This is a genomic window from Delftia sp. SD018 (assembly GCF_017355445.1).
GTDB classification, from domain to species: domain Bacteria; phylum Pseudomonadota; class Gammaproteobacteria; order Burkholderiales; family Burkholderiaceae_C; genus Comamonas; species Comamonas acidovorans.
This window is the reverse complement of the sequence record NZ_JADDRN010000022.1, coordinates 22,440-43,550: the sequence shown is the minus strand read 5'-3', so window position 1 is coordinate 43,550 and position 21,111 is coordinate 22,440. Positions and strand designations below refer to the sequence as shown.

Below are 21,111 nucleotides of genomic sequence, written 5' to 3'. Positions count from 1 at the left end.
ATCTCCTAATGCTGTGCGCCCGATGCAAAGCGAACGGCCAAGGCCGATGTGCCAGTCCCGGTAAAGAGACCGATGCAGTTTCGCTGGGTATTAACGCTGGGTATCGGTGTGCTGGCCGGGCTGAAAATGCAGTGGCATTAGATAATCAGACCGGAGAGGACGGGGGATTCGCGTGGCTGTGCTCGCATTGCCCTGTTTAATTGGCGAAATTGCCAATCCTGGCTTCGTGGTTGAGACTGGCGCCCCAATCATTGATGCTGCTGAACATCACCGTGGCACCGGTCGCGCCAGCCATATTGGCACCCGCAGGTTCCTTGATTGGGAAGGCGGCCACCTGGCCGGGAAGAACGGGTCCGACGCCTGCCTCGAAGGATTTGCCGTTGAGCTGCAATTCAACGCCAGCCACATTGACCACAAAGGCGCTGGGATTGCGTGCTTTCAACACAGGCTGGTTTTTGGCGTCAACGCCTGCCGACCATTGAAGCTGGGCAGGAGCTTCCTGGGCATTGCCGGGCAGATTGCCGGGCCGGTACATGAGCTTGACGCGAGTGCGAAAGGCGAACTGGAGATTGTTGGAGTCGCCTTCCATTTCCGCCTTGGGCGGGACGTCCAGCACGTTGAGCCAGAACAGGGATTCCTTGTCAGCAGGCAGTGCTTCGCCCGAATAGATGATGCGCAACGTCTGGCTCTTGCCCGCCTCGATGCGCATGATGGTGGGTGTGATGACGAAGGGAACGTCGATGTTGTCAGGCGATTCCTGGTTGTTGCCCTTGTCCAGCCAGGTCTGCACCAGGGCAGGTTTGCTGCCTTCGTTGGTGAGCTGGATGGTGGCTTCCTTCTCGCCACTGGGGAAGATGATGCGCGTGCCCGTCAATGTCACGCTGGCCTGTGCCGCCGTTCCAAGAAGAAGGGACAACAGGATGGCAGCAAGCCCATATGAACGTTTGATCGTCAGCATCGGAGAACTCTCTGGGTTTTGAGCGAAAGACTGGGGCCGGGCCCATGTCAGAAAAGCAGAAGACACGGCATATCGACCACCGCAAGGCGGCCGATATGCCTGAAAGTCAGTGATTACTGATAGACCAGCGAGTAGGTCACCGAGGTGTCCGTACGGCCGGCCGTCACGGGGCCGGTGGCCACGTATTCGGAGGCGAAACGCATGATGGCCCGGCCATTGCCACCGACCTTGTTGTCGATGTCCACAAAGCGCGATTGGGCGGAACCGATCTTCAGGCGCTCGTTGTTGCTGGGATCCACGATGGCGATCTGGACACCGGAGGCCACGGTGGGCGCACCAGTACCGCTGGCCGCTGCGGGCTTGAGCATGCCGGTGACCAGGTCCACGTTGGGGCCGGCTTCGAAGAACACGGCGACCTTGGAGACGGGCGCTGTGGAGGTGGCGGTGGCCAGCTCACAGCCGCTGAGTTCCAGCGAGAACGCCTGGCGGCCGACCGTGGCACCCACGGTGGCCAGCTGGTTGTTCGCCACGTTGGGCAGCTTCACGCCGTCCTTGGCGGCGCCGGCGACCGTGGTGTCCACCTTGCAGGTGGTGGTGACCACCTCGCCCGTGAAGTTGATGGTGCCGTCTGCTGCTTGAGCGGTGTTCATGGCCATCATGACCAGGCCGGCAACCGATGTCAGCAATGCGATCTTTTTCATGGGTATTCCCTCGAGTTGAAGAGATAAATGAAATTCCAGCAGCGATGAATGCGCTGGTGGAATAAGAGAGTGTGTGAATGGTTGAGTGGTTAATAAATCATCAGTGTTCCATGTTCACCTCATCAATCCAATGGTTGGTAACTGTCAGCATGGTCAAGGATTTGCAGGGGTTGCGATCATGCTGGAATAGGTGGTGGCGCTGACATGGAGAAATTGTTCGGATGAGGGAGCGTTGGCGAGGGATGGGCGAGGTTTGTTTCTCTGGCATGTTTGAAGTTGAATTGTTCAAATACACCAGTGCCCAATGGCGCGGATGGGATGCAGGAGAGAATCTGTCAAAGAAAAAGGCGAAACAAAAACCTGTTCTTTGGGTATGTGATGGATTCTAGGTGTGCACCGCTACTATATGAAATAGGGCGCATTCTGATAATTGATGCCTGATCTAGGAATAGTCCTAGATTTGCTCTGTCGAATGGGGAAAAGAGGGTGCACAGCCCGCCTGCGCCGGGCGGTTGGCTGTGCTGAGGTTGATGGTGTCTGCGGGGGGTAGCGCGGGTCCCGCAGATCAGGAGGGGGCCGATGGGGTAGTCGAAGGCGAAGGCGCAGGCCTGCCAGGGCTGCACCGGCCCTCGGCCCTGTGGATCAGGGGCGCTGGGTCAGCAGGTACTGCGCCATTTCGGCAAAGCCGTCTCCTCGCTCGGCTTGGGTGACATGGCGAGGCAGGTGCTTGAGTTGGGGCACGAAGCGCGCGATGTTGGCCACGCCCAGGCTGTGGGGCATGTGCTCGAACATGAGCTGGTCGTTGGTGGAGTCTCCGATGTAGATCCAGCGGTCCAGCGTGGCGTCGAGGTCGATGTCGAACAGCGTGCGCAGGATCCAGCGCGCGCCTTCGAGCTTGTTGTGCGCGCCAAACCAGCCGTTGATGTGGATGGAGCTGACGGTGGCGTTCATGCCCGCCGCCTTCATGATGGCCACGCAGCGGTCAATGTCCTGCTGGGGCATCTGGGTGAATTCGCTGTGGTCCACGGCAATGTCGCATTCGCGGCCCGCCGAGTCGGTGGCGCGCAGCGCCCCGGGCACGGTGGCCTCGATCTCGGCCAGCACCTGCTGCATGCGCGCGTAGTTGGCGGTGCGCGTGGCCTCGTCCTGCTGGTAGAGCTTGTCCAGCCCGCCCTGCGCATTGCGCCGCAGTGCCACAGCGCCGTTCTCGGCCACGATGGCATCCACGGGCCAGGCCTGGGCAAAAGGCTCGCTCCAGCCCACGGGCCTGCCCGTGATCGGCACCACGCGCAGGCCGGACTGCTTGAGCCGGGCGATGGCATCGACGACATGGTCCGGCACCACGCCCTCGGTGGTCAGGGTGTCGTCGATGTCGGTGAGGATGCCGAGCGGCGATGCGGGAGGTGTCCAGAGGGACAGCGGCTGGAGGGTTGTAGGCACGGTCGTCAAAATGCAAAAAGCCGCCCGGGGCGGCTTGTAAAAGGGCAGCGTTTGCGCGCACGGATCGTGCGCGCACGGGCTCCATCCTACTGCCTGGCGAATTCGACGATGGCCTTGTAGAACTTGTCGGAGCCGTCCTTGGGGTTGTCTGGGGACAGTTCACGCATCTGAATCCTCAAGTGACAGGCTGACCGGTTCGGTTGGAACACTGCTCACGTCGTAGTGCAAAAAGGCGATCAGGCACTGGATGCCGATAATGATGGGCAAGGCTGCCAGCATGACGGTTCCGCTGGTGGCTGGATGACTGGTGTTTCCAACCCAATGCCAGAGGCCGAAGATAGTGCCCACCAAGACCAGCAAGGCGCCGCTCAGGCTGTATACCGTGCCGATATTGAAGTCGCGCACCAGATAGTTGTAGACATAGCGCCGCCCCAGCCGTGAAGCATGCTTGCGCAGGAATTCGGGCAGCACCTTGCCGATCCTGAGGTTGGACTCCTCATCGGCATAGACTGAATCCATGGGTACATCCTTGACGACGGCGCGGACAGTGTTCAGGCGAAACAGCATGTCGGTCTCGAAGAAATACCGGCGCTCCAGCTTGTCCAGCGGCAGCTCGGCCAGCACGCAGGTGCGCACGGCGGTGTAGCCGTTGGTGGGGTCCATCACGTTCCAGTAGCCGCAACTGAGCTTGGTCATGAAGGACAGCACGGCATTGCCGAACAGGCGCAATGGCGGCATGTCCTGTACCGACTCGGGCCGGTAGAAGCGGTTGCCCTTGGTGTAGTCGGCCTGGCGGCGCAGCAGGGGGCGCACGAACAGGGGCAGCAGCGTGGGATCCATCTGGCCGTCGCCGTCGATCTTCACCACGATGTCCATGCCGTCGGCAATCGCCGCCTTGTAGGCCGTGACGATGGCTCCGCCCACACCCCGGTTCTCGGGATGGTAGAGCACGCGCACACGCGGATCCGTGTTGGTTTCTTCGATGAAGCGTCCACTGTCAGCGGGGCAGGCATCGTCCACGGCATAGATGGCCTCGACCTCTGGGCCAATGGCTTGGATGACACCCTGCACGTGTTGAGTGACCTTGTAGCAGGGGATGGCGACAGCGATGCGCATGGGGGCTCTTCAGAAAATCGTCTATGGTAAGTGTGCTTTGGCTTTTGCCGAAGCAGTAGGATAGTTTAGTTGTCTGGGGTTCCGGATGTTTATATAGAGCGGTTTGGCTCCAAGAGGAGACGTTGAATCCTGGGGTTTTCTCGCGGGATATATATGGTTCTTGACTGCAAGAAAAATTTTACCAAAATACAGGCTTGCTGGGGTGATCTATATACTTTGGCATAACATGTTGCAAAATAGCAAGAATATTTTCTTCCAGTATTCCTGATCAGAAAATCAGAAGCCAACTTTCATAAATGAAGTTCAGGGGAAAAGATACTGAAAATGTCTTGTATTTTGTGAATTGCATTTCCTATGTGTTCTGAGTTTTTTTGAGTTTGAATGCCCGCTTGCAGAATTAAACTATTTTTTCTATAGAAGTGATCGGTTGCATAGATCTCGTGCCCTTTGGTCGAGTCACTAAGCGTGGGCTGATATCGTGATTCCCGCAAGAATAAGTGATCCCCCAATAATTGTGGAAATTCGGATCGGTTCATTTAAGAAAATCCAGCCCAAACAAGGGACAATCAAAAAAGCCAAGCCCATGAAAGGGTAAGCAAGATGCAAAGGGGCATGTCGCAGAACCCATATCCATACTAAAGTAGTAAATCCGTAAAGAGCGAGAGCGGTGATGAGCCAGCCGTTCAAAACCCAGTGTTGCCAAGTAGCCGCCTCTGGAATGGATTGGGCGGCTTTTTTGAAAAGGAGCTGACCAAGCGAGATGCCCAGGACGCACAGGACAGTAATGCTGGTGAGGATCGGAGTCATATCAGAGTTTTAAAAGGAAGGTTCAGCGAGGATCACGACGGAAGTAGGGATCAATAGGTACGCCGTGCTGTATCAACGCGCGTGCAGCTTCGGGAAGCGTTGACCTAAGAAGCTCTGCCCCGTACCAAGTTATGATAGTGCCTGGAGGGCAGTTAAAGCTGATAGAAAGCTCGCCATCACCAGCTGGACGCAAGATGTCGTTGCCTTGGAATGCATAGGTATGAGGAGCGCCATCCAAATGAAGGGGTAGGAGTGGCTCCGGTGTGTACCAGCCGACGGGCTCATGCCCGTTGCTGAGTTGCATTTTTGCTCTACGGCAAGCGTGTGACATCTCTGGTGAGCTGATTGCGAAACGCAGCCGCCAGATGGCGTCCAACATATTTTGAGGAGCCAAAGAGGCAGCGTCCGGAATACGAAGGGGAATAACAAGGGTGGCAGGACTGCTCTCCAGACGCCATTTTTCGGTCTGTAAAGGCGTGGCATTGATGGCTCGCATTGGGCCCATGGTATCCCGGTCCAGTACGATCTGAACGGGGCCTGGACGGTATGGATCCATACTTAACGTCTCATGACGCGCTGCATAACGTGTAATTGCGGGGGGGACGGCCGCTAGTAGTAAACCTATGAGAATTCTCTGGGATGTCCATTTGAACCATTGAAAGGCGGTTCCTGTTTTTTCTGTGTAATGCTGCTTGATTGGCTTTTGAAGCAGTATGGCGATACTGACGCCACAGAGCAGCATTAACCAAGGTTCCAGAAAGAATAAATTGTAACGCGTGTTGTAGAGTACCGGTGCCAGTTGAAGAACCATGCCAAGTACCAGTAGTGCCAAAAATAGCAAGACAACCAACTTCTCTCCATCTGCTCCTGCTGTTCCGGGTAGCTGTGGCATGGACCTCCCGGGGCTGCGCAGTGCTCTTGCCGACAAGGCTAAAGCGGCCAAGAGAATAGCCATCAATTCAAATGTCCTGAGAGTACGGAGTTTTGGTGCAATACGTAATTCGGGTGTGCTGTAAAATAACCAGGCTTTTAGCTTTCCAAAAAAGAATACTACATTATCATGTGGTGAAGTGTTTTTGAGAATATCAATTGCAACGCGCGCATTTATTTTATCTGCTGTTTTATTGAGCGGGTTGCCTTGAGTCTGGGGTGAGACTGTTGAAGGGGTGATTCCTGCATCGTACCTGAAGCCTGAATACAAAGGTTCCAAACCCATTTTGTAGGGGCTTAAGCCATAGTAGAGCCCTGAACCCGCACCAGTTCCAAGACCCCAAACACCAAAGTACATGCCATTTTTTACGGCAACAGCGGCCGGCAGCATTAGAGCTATCAGCAGCGCTATACAAAATCTTCCATTAATTCGCTGGGAGAATTTGGTGATGACAGTACTTGGGTGGGGTACTTGTCGAGTGCAAAATATCGTGAATGCAAGCGCCAGTAGTAAGGCGCCTAATGTAAAAAATTGCAGAACAGGTCTCGATAGCAGGGTAATAGTGAGACCCATTGAAAAAAAGATCAATGTCGTACGAGGTCGCTGGTTCTTCAGTGTATATTCAATAATTGACGTAGTGCATAGCATTAAGCCGAATAAATATAGTGTTTCGGTCAATACCTGAGGAATGTAAGCAATAATTTCTGGGAAGAATACAAGCAGGGATGTCGCTGCTATACCTGCCAAGATGCCTCCAAGTAATACTGCGCAACGCCACATTAACAGCACGCAAAGAAGAAATAGTATGCAATTGGCGAACTGAATGCTTGCTGGGTCGGCATTCCAGACTGCAGCCCATATATATCCTAATGGAGCGACATAATAGCTAGCGGGATCCGTGGTCAAAAATTCCCATGGATGCTCCGCTAGCTTGCGCGCATTAGGTAAATAGACCCAGAATGCATCACCATTTATTTCTGCCTCTGGAGGGGGGAAGTGTTGTATCAGTCGTTTGGTTGCGGCTGTCAACAAAAAAGCTAACCATAGCGCTGAAATATATAGTCTATGCATTTGATTCGTGCGATTGCGAATTTATATTGCGGAATTTTCGCCCGTACTCCATGTGTGATTGATCTCCAGGGGGCGGGTATTTATCCAATGCAAATTAGTGCCAATAGGGCAATTGAGTACTAGGCGAAAGTATCCTGGCTCAAGCGGGCGAAGCTCTTGGTTTGCATGGGTAGCTAGAGAATTTTTATGTCCATCTATCAGTAGTGGCAACACTGCTGCCCGGGCCGGCTGAAGGATACGCTCATCGTTTGTCTGACAGGTCGTCTCGAATTTCTCGCAGTTATGGTCCTGGCTACTTAAAATAATTTCATCTCCCACAGTTCATTCAATATGTTGGGGTGCTGTGTGATGATATCGCTAGTATTCAAGCTTGCAAGCAGTGTTGCTGGTAATTGCGTAAAGATACATTTGCGAGTGCCACGTGATTCTATTTCTTGTTTCTTTACACTGCTGCTGTCTTTGGTCTCCAGGTGATCCTTTGTTTTTTTAATATGTTGGTTTAATTGCAGGAATTTTCACGTTCCCAGATAAATTTGTAACTAATAAAACTTATCAGCAAGATGAGGGTCGGTATCATGATTGATGGCTATACGAATGCTCCATTGTGCCTTGTGGCTCCTGTTATCCAACGACTTCGGGAGAATTCGAATTGTGTATTAATGAATTTGGTGAGCAAGGAAAGGCTTAGGGCTGTCAATGAAATCAACAGAGAGTCAAGTAGTGCCGAGCTGAGTTGGCTGTCGTACTGGAAAGGGGATAAATGAGAAGCCATTCTGAGAAAAATGGAAAATATCAAGATAGTCATAGTCCAGTACCGAGATTTTGCGATGTTCGGAAGGTTGGGTGATTTCCTGTAACAGACCAGTCAACTCAACATCAACCATGCATAAGCTATGGTAAGCGGTGCGCAATGAAAAGCAAGCCGATAAAACATGCCAATATCGGGAAAATCCGTGCATATAGCAGATGTGCTATTTTTCTGCATGCTTGCTTTAGCGCATTTTTGTCCATGTTTTTCCAGCGCAATGCTCGCGATTCCAGTAAGAGCCAGGATGCATATCCAGCAAAAATGGAAAGTGCAAAGGTTAGAAAAAGACTTGCCCAAAAATTCATCTCGGGCCACAGTGCAATAACTGACTGAGCTATTGGGTAGCCGTAGAGATAGATTCCATAAGAAGGGTCGCCTAGTCGAGTAAACCAACCATCTTTTGCAGGTAGGTTTCCAAGATGGATTACGAGAATGGGGAGTAGAAGAAATCTCGCTGTGGCTGTATATGGAGTTAGAAAATATATAGCGATAAGTACAGGGGTAATGGTAATGAGCAGATTTTTGCTATGTTTCTGAAACCAATTTCGATGCATTGCGATAAGAGACCCTGCTGCAAAAAAAGCCGGGTATTCGATCCAATGTTGGATGTGCCCTGTGAAGTCGGCATTGGCAAAGCAGAGAAATCCTACAATGTAAGAAAGTAGTAGGAATTTTATGAGCGAAGATCTGCGTAGTATTCCTATAAGCCCCAATGCTGCTAGCACAAGATAGCAGGCAAACTCCATTGCAATGGTCCAATAAACGCCATTCATTACAAATGGATTTGGGTTGCTTGCGAAGGACCCCGGAATAAATGGAAACTCACGGACCAACGTCAAATTGGTCAAGAAAAATCTCCATGTAGTAGCATTCTGAAGATATTGTCCTAAAGGCAGGTTGTTGAATATAATCCCAAAAAATAAAGTGCAGCAAAGAACGGATCCCAACATTCCTGGCCAAAGGCGCAATAAACGCTTCCAGAGAAATGGTATGAACTTTGGTTCTCTGTACCAACTCAAAGTTACCAAATACCCGCTAATGCAGAAAAATACCATGACTCCAACGCCACCGGTCACGCTCCAGTGGAGCCAACGATTCTCTAGCCAATCGGGTGCATGAATTCCGGTAAGCGGATAATGATGCGAAAAGATAACAACCAATGCGGCAAGAATTCTTATTTTGTCGAGTTGGTTTTTATGCATCTGGAATAATGGTGTTGAAAATTCGGTTTCGTCTTGTTGTGCTTAGTTGCTCTGCAAAGCCAACCCCGCATGCTCGCGCAGCGGATGGAAATGGATCTTCGGAAACCGCTCCTGCGCCAATCGCACGTCATAGGGTGACGTGCACAGATAGGCCAGCGTATCGGCCGCATCGCGCGCCATGCGCAGCGGGTAGGCGTTCTCGAATTCACGCAACTCGGCCGGGGTGTCGGCCGTGATCCAGCGAGCGCCGGTGTACTGGCAGCCTTCCAGGCGGATGTCGCAGTCGTATTCGGCGTTCAGGCGGTGCTGGACGACTTCGAACTGCAGTTGGCCCACGGCGCCCAGCAGCATGTTGCCGCCGGCCTCGGGCTTGAAGACCTGGATGGCGCCTTCCTCGCCCAGCTGCATCAGGCCCTGCTGCAGCTGTTTGGTACGCAGCGGGTTCTTGAGCACCACGGTCATGAACATTTCAGGGGCGAAGAAGGGCAGGCCCGTGAATTGCAAGTTGGTACCGTCGGTAATGGTGTCGCCCAGCTGCACGCCGCCGTGCGTGGTGAAGCCGATGATGTCGCCCGCATAGGCTTCTTCCACGGCTTCGCGGCGCTGGCTCATGAAGGTCACGACGGAGGTGGGGCGCAGCTCCTTGGCCGTGCGCTGGACCTTCATCTTCATGCCGGGTGTGTACTTGCCCGAGGCCACGCGCACGAAGGCGATGCGGTCGCGGTGGTTGGCATCCATGTTGGCCTGGACCTTGAAGACCACGCCGGAGAAGCCTTCGTCCTCGGGGTGGATGATCTTTTCCACAGGCTGCTTGTTGACCAGCAGCGAGCTTTTGCGGGGGCCGGGCGGGGGCGACATGTCGACCACGGCATCCAGCACTTCCATGACACCGAAGTTGTTCACGCCGGAGCCGAAGAAGACCGGCGTGAGCTTGCCTGCCAGGAAGGCCTCGTGATCCCAGGGGGCCGAGGCGCCCTGGGCCAGTTCCATGCTTTCCAGTGCATCGTCGAAGGACTGGCCGAAGCGCGCGCGCAGCTTGTCGGCCTCGGCCAGGGGGATGGCCTCGAAATCCTGCGGGCGGCGTTCGCTGCCGGGCTGGAACACCGTCATGGTCTGGGTGAGCAGGTTGATGATGCCGCCGAACTGCCGGCCCTGGCCCACGGGCCAGGTGACGGGGCAGCAGGGCATGCCCAGCTCGCGCTCGACTTCGTCGAGGATGTCCAGCGGATCGCGCACTTCGCGGTCCATCTTGTTGACGAAGGTGATGATGGGCGTGTCGCGCTGGCGGCAGACCTCGATCAGGCGGCGGGTCTGCGATTCCACGCCGTTGGCGGCGTCGATGACCATCAGCGCCGAGTCCACGGCCGTGAGCACGCGGTAGGTGTCTTCCGAGAAGTCCTTGTGGCCGGGCGTGTCGAGCAGGTTGACCACGTGATCGCGGTAGCTCATCTGCATGACCGAGCTGGCCACCGAGATGCCGCGCTGCTTTTCGATTTCCATCCAGTCGGAGGTGGCATGGCGGCTGGCCTTGCGGCCCTTGACGGCGCCCGCGATCTGGATCGCGCCCGAGAACAGCAGCAGCTTTTCGGTCAGCGTGGTCTTGCCCGCGTCGGGGTGGGAAATGATGGCAAAAGTCCGGCGGCGCCGGGTTTCCAGGGCGTAAGTCAAGGGGGAATCCAGGAGATGGGTAAATAGCAGGGCGCGCGTACCGGCTGGCGGCCGCGGCGAACCGGCGCATTTTACAGAGCGTGTGTCGCAAGCGGGTTGTCGGAGGAATCCGCCAATGCCTTCGGCGAAACGGTTGTTACAGCATTTGCTCCGGAGATGCTGGGACGAGATATGAGTACAGCCAAAAGAGCTGGCGTGAGAGCGAAGAATGGCAGCAAGTATCGATATTCGCCTGCAGTAGCGAAGACCGCAATGGCGATCAGGTGAATGGCTGCTGGCACGCTGATCAGCAGGGCTGGCACGTTCTTTTGGCGCACGCCATGCCACAGGACCATGGCCAGCAGCGCAAAGCCCAGCCAGGGCGTCCACAGCAGCCAGCGCCAGGCATGACTTTGGCGAAGCAGGCCACGCAGCGCGGTTTCTGCGGAATCCAGCCTGAAAATCCGCATTTGCGATTGCGCCTGGGTGCGCTTGATCACATAGCGGGCATAGTCGAGCGCCGGAAACCCGCCCTGGGCCAGCGCGGCCGACAGAAGCACATTGACGCGGCTGGCCGTCACATCGGGCAGGTTGTGCCAGAGGTTGTAGCGCAGGAATTCATGCGCCAGCTCCTTGCGCTGTTGTTCGGTCAGGCCGAAGAGCTGAGGCCCCTGCGGATGGAACACCAACATATCCCAGTAGGCCGGGTCCGAGTAGGCGAGCATGAGCTGGCGCGGAGCATGGCCTTCCAGGATTTCCAAAGTGCGTGCCGACAGCTTGGGCGACTGCAGTACCCAGGGGTCGTTCATGAGAGGCTGCTTTTGCCAGAGGTCGTTCATGGCCCTGGGCTGCAGCAGCTTGACCGTTTCGAAGAGCACGAGTGAATCCGTGGCGCTTTGCGCAGCGGGCTTGTGCATCTGCGTGCCCTCATAGGCCAGGGCACACCACAGGCCGATGATGGCGCACAGCGGCAAGCGGCTTTTGCGGTGGACCAGAAAGATCGCAACCACGGCCGGTGCCAGAAAGAGGATGCCGTTGGCGCGCACAAAAACCGCAAACGGCAGTGCCAGCGCGATGAGGGCCAGGCTGGCATGGCTATGTCGCTTCTGGCTGCAAATCCACCACAGCTCGAACAGCAAGGCGCAGGAGGCCACGGCGAAGACGGCGTCTGGATACAGCGTGGCCATGAAATAGACCATGTGAGGCGCCGCGCAGACGAAGACCAGCAGCACGGCGTACAGCAGGCGGTGCCCGCGCGCCCAGTACCAGGCCAACATGCGCGCAAAGAAGAGGGCGCACAGCAACAGCAGGATGGCAACGGGCACCTCTACCCTGTGGGTGACGCCATATGTCCAGCGCACGAAGTAGTACCAGAACACGCTCTTGCCCGAGCGAAAGTGCTCGGGCCTGTCCACTTCCTGGAGGATGGCCGAACTGTCCTCGCCCAGTACGCCGGGCCAGAAGACCAGCAGCCATCCCAGATAGACCAGCACGAGCAGGCCGGCGCTGGCCAGGAAGGCGCGGCGCTCGTTGGAGCCTTCAAGACGGGCCTGCGCGGGAACGGCCGCGGAAGTCGGTGGGCCGGTGGCGGAGAGGTATCTGCTGTTCATGGGCCGTCGACGATGCGTTCAGGTCCTTGGGTAGTGGCAGTGCGGTCAGCGGGGAGCCGCTCACCTTCTTGATGCCGTCTTGATACGGCTCCTGCCAATCTCAACCCATCCTTGACAGCCCCGGCCCTAGAGTTTTCCCCATCGCAACAACAGGTGCCGCCATGCGGCGCCGATGCGGGAGAAATTCCTATGACCCTGACCGAAATCACCGGATGGCTGGGCGCCTTGGGCGCTCTGGCTCTGTTTGTCTACCTCGGATACGCATTGCTGCGGCCCGAACAGTTCTGAGGTGGCGCAGATGCAAGACCTGATCTTTATCGCCCTGAGCCTGGGCTGCTTCGGGGGCCTGCTGGCCTTCGTGGCGGCGCTGGGCCGGATTTGATTGCCTGAAAGGAGACCGCCATGTGGTTGACCTGGATGGAATATGCACTGGTGCTGCTGTTGATGACGGCGCTGGCCGTGCCCATGGGGCAGTGGCTGGCACGCTGCTTCACGAGTGAGCACCATGTCTGGATCGAGCGGCTGAGCTTTCGCGCCCTGGGCGTGAACCCGGCCGAGCGCATGGGCTGGCAGCGCTACGGGCTGGCGCTGCTGCTGTCCAACGGCGCCATGCTGCTGCTGGGCTATGCGCTGCTGCGCGTGCAGGGCTGGCTGCCGCTCAATGCGCTGGGCAATGCGGCGCAGACGCCGGACCTGGCCTTCAACACGGCCGCGTCCTTTGTGACCAATACCAACTGGCAGGCGTATTCGGGCGAGAGCAGCCTGTCCAACGCCACGCAGATGGTGGCCATCACCTTCATGATGTTTGCGGGTGCTATCACGGGCGTGGTCGCGGCTGCGGGCTTCATCCGCGGCCTGGCGCGCTCCAGTGCATCGGACCTGGGCAACTACTGGGTGGACTATGTGCGCGTGCTGTGGCGCGTGATGCTGCCGCTGAGCTTTGTGGTGGCCCTGGTCTATGTGTGGCAGGGTGTGCCGCAGGCGCTGGATGGCCAGGTCTGGGCAACGACGCTGGAGGGCGCGCGCCAGCAGATCCTGCTGGGCCCCGTGGCCAGCCTGGAGAGCATCAAGCACATCGGCACCAACGGCGGCGGCTTCTTCGGCATGAACGCGGCCCATCCGTTCGAGAACCCCACGCCGCTGACCAATGCCATCCACATCCTGGGCATGCTGCTGATTCCCTCGGCCATGACCTATGCCTTCGGCTCCATGCTGCTGCGCCGCCGTCAGGGCTGGGTGCTGTTCGGCGCCTGCCTGGTGATGTTCGTGGGCTTTCTGGCGCTGGTGTTCACGGCCGAGCAGGCCGGCAATCCGCTGCTCACGGCCGCAGGTGCCGACCAGCAGATCAGCGCCACCCAGCCGGGCGGCAACATGGAGGGCAAGGAACTGCGCTTCGGCATCGCCGATACGGCGCTGTTCGTGGCCACGACCACGGCCGCTACCACGGGCTCGGTCAATGCCATGCATGACTCGCTGACGCCGCTGGGCGGGCTGGTGCCCCTGGCGCAGATGATGCTCAACTGCGTGTTCGGCGGTGATGGCGTGGGCCTGATCAACCTGCTGCAGTACGCCATCCTCACGGTCTTCCTGGCCGGCATGATGATCGGCCGCACGCCCGAGTTCCTGGGCAAGAAGATCGAGGCGCGCGAGATCAAGCTGGTGATGCTGGCTGTGATGGCGCATCCCATCTCCGTCCTGGGCTTCACGGCGCTGGCGGCGGTCTGGCCCGACACGCTGGCCAGCCTGGCCAACCGGGGGCCGCATGGCTTCTCGGAAGTGCTCTATGCCTATGCCTCGGGCACGGCCAACAACGGCTCGGCCTTTGCGGGCCTGAATGCGAACACGCCGTTCTTCAACACCACCATCGGCCTGGCCATGCTGGCGGGCCGCTATCTGACGCTGCTGCCCATGCTGGCCCTGGCCGGCAGCCTGGCGGCCAAGCCCACCGTGCCTGCGGGGCCGGGCACCTTCCCGACGGCCACGCCGCTGTTCATGGGGCTGCTGGTCTTCGTGGTGGTCGTGGTCGGCGGGCTGACTTTCCTGCCTTCGCTGGCCCTGGGTCCCGTGGTCGAGCAGCTGCAGATGCTGTCAGGACAGGTCTACCCCTGAATCCCTGAGCCAGCTGAGCCCGTTTTTTTCTTGGCCGCCGGTTCTGCCTTGGCAGGGCCGTGCGGCGGAGGTTTCGAGATGCAAGTTCAAACACATACTTCCGGCCCCTTGCCGGTGCTGCGCGCTGATGCGCAGGCCCAAGCGCAGGCCGTTCCTGGCGGGCTGCGCTCGCTGTTCGGCCCCAGCCTGCGGTCGGCGCTGTTCGTCGCCGTGGTCACGGGCCTGGCCTATCCGCTGGTCACCACGCTCGTGGCCCAGGCTGCGTTTCCCAAGACCGCCAATGGCAGCCTGGTCATGCGCCAGGGCTCGGTCGTGGGCTCGGCCCTGATCGGGCAGGAGTTCGCTTCGCCCCGTTATTTCCAGGGCCGGCCCAGCGCCACCACGGCGCCTGATCCCGACAAGGCCGATGCCACGGTGGCCGCGCCCTACAACGCTGCGCTGTCGGCTGCCACCAACCAGGGGCCGACCCATGCGGCGCTCAAGGAGTCTGTGGCGGCGCGCGTGGCGGCCTACCGCGAACTCAATGGCCTGGCTGCAGATGCTGCGGTGCCTGTGGATGCCGTGACGGCCTCGGCCTCCGGCCTGGACCCGCACATCTCGGTGGCCAATGCCGAGCTGCAACTGCCGCGCGTGGCCCGCGAGCGCCAGCTGCCCGTGGCCAAGGTCCAGGAACTGCTGCGCCAGCAGGTGGAGCCGCGCGTGCTGGGCCTGCTGGGCGAGCCGCGCGTGAACGTGCTGCAGCTGAATCTGGCGCTGGACGATCTTTCGGCCGCGACGCTGCAGCCTGCGGCAGTCCATGCCGCCAAGGAGTAAGCCATGTCGCGCAAAACTGCTTTGTCCTTGTTCGATCCTTCGCTGGTGCGCCAGGCGCTGGGTGACTCCATCCGCAAGCTGGCACCCAGCGCGCAATGGCGCAACCCGGTGATGTTCGTGGTCTACCTGGGCGCCATCTTCACCAGCCTGCTCTGGGCCCAGGCCCTGGCGGGCGAAGGCGAGGCGCCTGCGGGCTTCATCCTGGCGATTGCGCTGTGGCTGTGGTTCACCGTGCTGTTCGCCAACTTTGCGGAGGCGCTGGCCGAGGGGCGCAGCCGTGCCCAGGCCGCCAGCCTGCGCAGCATGAAGCGCAGCACCGTCGCCAAGAAGCTGGAGCAGGCCAACTACCAGAGCCGCTGGCACCCCGTGGGTGCCGAAGAACTGCGTTCGGGCATGTGGGTGCTGGTGGAGGCCGGCGACACCGTGCCGCTGGACGGCACCGTGATCGAGGGCGTGGCCTCGGTGGACGAGAGCGCCATCACCGGCGAATCGGCCCCCGTGATCCGCGAGGCTGGTGGTGACTTCTCTTCGGTCACGGGCGGCACGCGCGTGCTGTCGGACTGGCTGGTGGTGCAGATCACCGTCAATCCCGGTGAGTCCTTCCTCGATCGCATGATCTCCATGGTGGAGTCGGCCCGCCGCCACAAGACGCCCAACGAGCTGGCGCTGACCATTTTGCTGGTCGGGCTGACGCTGCTGTTCCTGCTGGTCATCGTTACGCTGCGGCCCTATTCGTCCTTTGCGGTGGAGCTGACGGGCAGCGGCCAGGTCGTGGGACTGACGGTGCTGGTGGCGCTGCTGGTGTGCCTGATCCCGACCACCATCGGCGGCCTGCTGTCGGCCATTGGCGTGGCGGGCATGAGCCGCATGATGCAGGCCAACGTGATTGCCACCTCGGGCCGCGCCGTGGAGGCGGCCGGCGACGTGGACGTGCTGCTGCTGGACAAGACCGGCACCATCACGCTGGGCAACCGCCAGGCCAGCGAGTTCCTGCCCGCGCCCGGCGTGACGGCCGCGCAGCTGGTGGATGCGGCGCAGCTGGCCTCGCTGGCCGACGAGACGCCTGAAGGCCGCAGCGTGGTCGTGCTGGCCAAGGAGATGCATGGCCTGCGCGAGCGCGACCTGGCCACGCTGCATGCGGTCTTCGTGCCCTTCACGGCCCAGACGCGCATGAGCGGCGTGGACATGCCCCAGCCGGACGGCGCCACGCGCAGCCTGCGCAAGGGCGCGGCCGACGCCGTGCGCCGCCACGTTGAATCCCTGGGCGGCCAGTTCCCGCACGCCATGCTCAAGGTGGTGGAGGATGTGTCGCGGCGCGGCAGCACGCCGCTGGTCGTGGCCGACGGTGCCCGCGTGCTGGGCGTGATCGAGCTCAAGGACGTGGTCAAGCACGGCATACGCGAACGCTTTGCCGAGCTGCGCCGCATGGGCATCAAGACCGTGATGATCACGGGCGACAACCCGCTCACGGCGGCGGCCATTGCGGCCGAGGCCGGCGTGGACGACTACCTGGCCGAAGCCACGCCCGAGGACAAGCTGCGCCTGATCCGCGAACACCAGGCCGCAGGCCGCCTGGTGGCCATGACAGGCGACGGCACCAATGACGCGCCCGCGCTGGCCCAGGCCGACGTGGCCGTGGCCATGAACAGCGGCACCCAGGCGGCCAAGGAGGCCGGCAACATGGTGGACCTGGACAGCAACCCGACCAAGCTCATCGAGGTCGTGGAGACCGGCAAGCAGATGCTGATGACGCGCGGCGCGCTGACCACCTTCAGCGTGGCCAACGACGTGGCCAAGTACTTCGCCATCATCCCGGCCGCCTTCGTGGGCACCTATCCGCAGCTGTCGGCGCTCAACGTCATGGGGCTGGCCAGCCCGGGCTCGGCCATCCTGAGTGCCGTGATCTTCAACGCGCTGATCATCATCGTGCTGATCCCGCTGGCCCTGCGTGGCGTGCCCTACCGCGCCATCGGCGCCTCGGCCCTGCTGAGGCGCAACCTGCTGGTCTACGGCCTGGGTGGCCTGGTCGTTCCCTTCATCGGCATCAAGCTGATCGACATGCTGCTGGTGGTTCTGGGCTGGGGCACCCCCTGAGTCGCTTCGCGCCTTCCCCCTCTCTACTTGCTTCGCAAGGGAGGGGGACGACACCCTCGGGGCGGGGCGGCCCTTCCTCGGTGTCCCTCGCTTTGGGGCGCGCCGGTTTCATGGGCTGCTGATTTCCATTTGATATCTCTGAAACATCCATATGAGTTTTTTTTCTTCTCAAGCGACGTGGCGGTGCTTCCCCTGGGTCGCGCTGCTGTCGCTGACTGGGGCGTCCTGCCATGCGCAGTCTCATGCCGAGACATCTCCCGTCAGCTCCGCCAGCGCCGCGCCTGCGGAACCGTCCGCACCCGCCTACGCCCTCACCGGCAGCGTGACGCTGCTCAGCGACTACCGTTTCCGTGGCATCTCGCAAAGCTGGATGGGGCCGGCGCTGCAGGGCGGGCTGGAGCTGTCGCTGCCGCGCGGCGCCTACCTGGGCGTGTCCGGCTCCAGCGTGTCGCGCCACAGCTATCTGGATGGCCGCGCGCTGGAGCTGGACCTGTACGGCGGCTGGCGTACCGAGCTGCTGCCGGGCTGGACGGGCGACATCGGCCTGCTGCACTACAACTACCCCGGCGCGCGCGTGCCCCGCGGGGATGGCAGCGGCGGCGTGCGCTACGACACCACCGAGGCCTATCTGGGCGTCACCAACGGCGGCTTCAGCGCCAAATGGTCGCTGGCGCTGACGCCTTACTTCGGGCTGCGCGACAGCACGGCGGCCACGGCCTTTGCCGAGGCACTTCCCGGCAGCGGCAGCTCACGCGGCAGCAGCTATCTGGACCTGAACTACCAGCACCCGTTGGGCGACTGGGCCGTGCTGGGCCTGCATGCCGGCCACACGCAGGTGCGCAACTACAGCGAACTGTCGTATGCCGACTGGCGCGTCTCGCTGGCCCGCAGCTGGGGACCGTGGACGGCCACGCTGGCCTGGGCCGGTACCTCGGCCGACACGCGCTACTACCGCGCGGCCAACGCGGCGGGCCAGATGCAAAGCCTGGGCCGCAGCGGCTGGGTGCTGTCGCTGTCGGCGGCGTTCTAGTGTGGGAGCACGCTCTGGTGCTAGGCTGAGAACCATGCCCATTTCGTCCTCTGCCGAGCCGGCGCCGCCCGGTCTGCCGCGCCCCGATCCCGACGCCCTGGTCGCGCGCCTGCGCCATGAGCAGGCGCAGGCGGGCAGGGGCAAGCTGCGCATCTACTTCGGATCGAATGCAGGCGTGGGCAAGACCTACGCCATGCTGGCCGCCGCCCAGCGCGAACGCCAGGGGGGCCGCGAGGTTCTGGTGGGACTCGTGGAAACCCATGGCCGCAAGGAAACGGCACAGCAACTGCATGGCCTGGAGCAGCTGCCGCTGCGCGAGCTGCCGCACCAGGGGCGGACGCTGCGCGAGTTCGACCTGGATGCGGCGCTCGCGCGGCGGCCGCGCGTGCTGCTGCTCGATGAACTGGCGCACAGCAATGCGCCGGGTTCGCGCCATCCCAAGCGCTGGCAGGACGTGCAGGAGCTGCTGGACGCAGGCATCGATGTCTGGACCACGATCAACGTGCAGCACCTGGAAAGCCTGAACGACGTGGTGGGCGGCATCGTGGGCATCACGGTGCGCGAGACCGTGCCCGATCAGATCTTCGACGATGCCGACGAGGTCATCGTCGTCGACATCTCGCCCGACGAGCTGCTGCGCCGGTTGAAGGACGGCAAGGTCTACATGCTGGAGCAGGCCGAGCGGGCCTCACGCAATTTCTTTCGCCGTGGCAACCTGCTGGCGCTGCGCGAGCTGGCGCTGCGCCGCACGGCCGACCGCGTGGACGAGGACATGCGCGACTACCGGCGCGAGCGCTCCATAGGCACGGTCTGGCCTGCGCGTGAGCGCCTGCTGGTGGCCGTGGCAGGACACGCGGGCGACGACGCCCTGGTGCGCCAGGTCGCGCGCATGGCGCGACGGCTCGATGCGGACTGGATGGTGGTCTACGTGGACGCCCCCCAGCGCCAGCACCGCCCGCGCAGCGTGCAGGCCGCCGTGCTCAAGACCCTGGCCCTGGCCGCGCGCCTGGGCGCCGAGACGGCCACGCTGCCGGGCGCCGATGTGGCCGAGGCCCTGGTCGCCTTCGCGCGCGAGCGCAACGCCAGCCGCCTCGTGCTGGCCCAGCCGCCACGCCCGGCCTGGTCGCCCTGGCGCTGGTGGACGCGCAGCCTGCCCGATCGCATCACGCACCTGCATCCCGATATCGATGTGCTGGTGCTCTCCGGCGGCTCCAGCGCGGCCCGGACCGAGGCCGCTCCTGCCGCGACTTCCGCGCTGCCGCGGCGCGCACCGCTGCCGTGGAAGGGCTATGCCGGCGTCACCCTGGCCTGCCTGGCCGCCACGGCGCTGGCCGAGCAGCTGCTGCGCGTCTTCGACCCGGCCAACGTGGTCATGCTGTTCCTGCTCATCGTCGTGCTGTCCTCGCTGCGCTGGGGGCGGGGCCCCGGTGCCTGGGCCGCGCTGCTGTCGGTACTGTGCTTCGACTACTTCTTCGTGCCGCCGCGCGGCTCCTTCCATGTCAACGACACGCAGTACCTGTTCACCTTCGTGCTGATGCTGGGCGTGGCCCTGGTCTGCGGCCAGCTCATGGCGCGGCTGCGGCATGAGGCGCGCGTGGCGGCCGAGCGCGAGCGCCGCGCAGGCGCCCTGGCACGGCTGGCGCGCGACCTGTCGGGTGCGCTCACGCAGGAGCAGGTGGTGGAGATTGCGCTGCGCACGGTCTCGGGCGTGTTCGATGCCCAGGCCGGGCTGTTGCTGCCCGATGCCGAAGAGCGCCTGCGGCCCGCGGGCGGCGGCCCCTGCCCCATGGACGACAGCATTGCGCGCTGGGCCATGGACCATGGCCAGCAGGCCGGCCAGGGCACGGACACGCTGCCGGCCGCACCGGCCCGCTATGTGCCGCTGGCCGCACCCGTGCGCATGCGCGGCGTGCTGGTGCTGCAGCTGCGCGCGCCGCAGCGCCTGGAGGTGCCCGAGGAGCAGCGTCTGCTGGAGGCCTGTGCCAGCCAGGTGGCGCTCGCGCTGGAGCGCCAGCACTTCGTGGCCGTGGCCCAGCAGACCCAGATCGCCATGGAGGGCGAGCGCATGCGCAACACCTTGCTGTCGGCCGTCTCGCACGACCTGCGCACCCCGTTGACCACCATCCTGGGCGCGGCCGAGGCCGCGCAGCGCCATGTGCCGCCGGGCGGCGCGGCCGACATGCTGGAGCAGGTCCGCATCCAGGCGCAGGCCATGCAGCGCCTGGTGGAGAACCTGCTGGACATGGCGCGCCTGCAGCAAGGCGGCGTGCACCTGCAGCGCGAATGGCTGCCGCTGGACGAAGTGGTGGGCAGCGCGCTGCGCCAGATGCGCGCGCGCCTGGGCCAGCATCTCGTGAGCACCGACGTGCCCGCCAGCCTGCCGCTGCTGCAGCTCGATGCCCTGCTCATGGAGCGCGTGCTGGTCAACCTGCTGGACAACGCCGCCAAGTACACGCCGGCCGGCACGCCGCTGGCCATCAGTGCGTGTGTGCAGGATGGCGAACTGCTGCTGTCCGTGCGCGATGGCGGGCCGGGCCTGCCATCCCACCTGCCGGTGGAGACGCTGTTCGAACCCTTCACGCGCGGCACGGCCGAGTCCACCGTCTCGGGCATCGGCCTGGGCCTGGCGCTGGTGCGCAGCATTGTCGAGGCGCATGGCGGGCGCATCGAGGCTGCCGCCGCACGGCCCGGCCCGGGCACCATCTTCACGCTGCGCTTTCCCGTGCCCGAGCAGCCTGCGCTGGATTAGAGTCCCGCCATGCACGAAAGCACCC

At 61.2% G+C, this 21,111-nt stretch carries 15 protein-coding genes; 6 read left to right on the top strand and 9 right to left on the bottom strand.

What is annotated here, in order from left to right:
• Positions 1-196: 196 nt before the first annotated feature.
• From INR38_RS20545 to INR38_RS20505, 9 genes are all read right to left on the bottom strand, one after another.
• Positions 197-958, bottom strand: a complete 762-nt coding sequence (locus INR38_RS20545) for a fimbria/pilus periplasmic chaperone (RefSeq protein ID WP_207442734.1) — start codon at positions 956-958, stop codon at positions 197-199.
• A gap of 113 nt (positions 959-1,071) precedes the next feature.
• Positions 1,072-1,659, bottom strand: coding sequence for a fimbrial protein (locus tag INR38_RS20540; RefSeq protein ID WP_013800427.1), 588 nt, complete (start codon positions 1,657-1,659; stop codon positions 1,072-1,074).
• A 642-nt stretch (positions 1,660-2,301) separates the two neighbouring features.
• Positions 2,302-3,099 (bottom strand): HAD-IIB family hydrolase, encoded by a 798-nt coding sequence (locus INR38_RS20535; RefSeq protein ID WP_043820300.1) that lies wholly within the window; start codon positions 3,097-3,099, stop codon positions 2,302-2,304.
• A gap of 159 nt (positions 3,100-3,258) precedes the next feature.
• Entirely contained in the window at positions 3,259-4,215 is a 957-nt protein-coding gene (locus INR38_RS20530; protein WP_207442733.1) for a glycosyltransferase family 2 protein, read from the bottom strand.
• 459 nt (positions 4,216-4,674) lie between these two features.
• The gene (locus INR38_RS20525) at positions 4,675-5,022 is read right to left on the bottom strand and encodes an EamA family transporter (RefSeq protein WP_071956966.1); all 348 of its coding nucleotides are present in this window, start codon (positions 5,020-5,022) and stop codon (positions 4,675-4,677) included.
• 22 nt (positions 5,023-5,044) lie between these two features.
• Positions 5,045-7,024, bottom strand: a complete 1,980-nt coding sequence (locus tag INR38_RS20520; protein WP_207442732.1) for a hypothetical protein — start codon at positions 7,022-7,024, stop codon at positions 5,045-5,047.
• 891 nt (positions 7,025-7,915) lie between these two features.
• A complete protein-coding gene (locus tag INR38_RS20515; protein WP_207442731.1) occupies positions 7,916-9,034 on the bottom strand; it encodes an acyltransferase in 1,119 nt (372 codons plus the stop codon).
• 42 nt (positions 9,035-9,076) lie between these two features.
• Complete coding sequence (locus INR38_RS20510; protein ID WP_071956964.1) at positions 9,077-10,702, bottom strand: peptide chain release factor 3; 1,626 nt, start codon at positions 10,700-10,702, stop codon at positions 9,077-9,079.
• A gap of 71 nt (positions 10,703-10,773) precedes the next feature.
• Positions 10,774-12,291 (bottom strand): hypothetical protein, encoded by a 1,518-nt coding sequence (locus INR38_RS20505; protein WP_207442730.1) that lies wholly within the window; start codon positions 12,289-12,291, stop codon positions 10,774-10,776.
• Between the two features lie 189 nt (positions 12,292-12,480).
• On the opposite strand from INR38_RS20505, the gene kdpF reads away from it, so the two are divergent.
• The 6 genes from kdpF to INR38_RS20475 all read left to right on the top strand — a co-directional run bounded on the left by kdpF (position 12,481) and on the right by INR38_RS20475 (position 21,086).
• A complete protein-coding gene (gene kdpF, locus INR38_RS20500) occupies positions 12,481-12,579 on the top strand; it encodes a K(+)-transporting ATPase subunit F (RefSeq protein ID WP_034397326.1) in 99 nt (32 codons plus the stop codon).
• Between the two features lie 114 nt (positions 12,580-12,693).
• Complete coding sequence (gene kdpA, locus INR38_RS20495) at positions 12,694-14,400, top strand: potassium-transporting ATPase subunit KdpA (RefSeq protein ID WP_207442729.1); 1,707 nt, start codon at positions 12,694-12,696, stop codon at positions 14,398-14,400.
• A 78-nt stretch (positions 14,401-14,478) separates the two neighbouring features.
• Positions 14,479-15,213 (top strand): K(+)-transporting ATPase subunit C, encoded by a 735-nt coding sequence (gene kdpC / locus INR38_RS20490; RefSeq protein WP_043820205.1) that lies wholly within the window; start codon positions 14,479-14,481, stop codon positions 15,211-15,213.
• A gap of 3 nt (positions 15,214-15,216) precedes the next feature.
• A complete protein-coding gene (gene kdpB / locus INR38_RS20485; RefSeq protein ID WP_207442728.1) occupies positions 15,217-17,307 on the top strand; it encodes a potassium-transporting ATPase subunit KdpB in 2,091 nt (696 codons plus the stop codon).
• Between the two features lie 151 nt (positions 17,308-17,458).
• Positions 17,459-18,337 carry a TorF family putative porin gene (locus INR38_RS20480; RefSeq protein WP_192368255.1) on the top strand — a complete coding sequence of 293 codons (879 nt, stop codon included), beginning with the start codon at positions 17,459-17,461 and terminating at the stop codon, positions 18,335-18,337.
• A 34-nt stretch (positions 18,338-18,371) separates the two neighbouring features.
• Positions 18,372-21,086 (top strand): sensor histidine kinase KdpD, encoded by a 2,715-nt coding sequence (locus INR38_RS20475; RefSeq protein WP_207442727.1) that lies wholly within the window; start codon positions 18,372-18,374, stop codon positions 21,084-21,086.
• Positions 21,087-21,111: the final 25 nt, after the last annotated feature.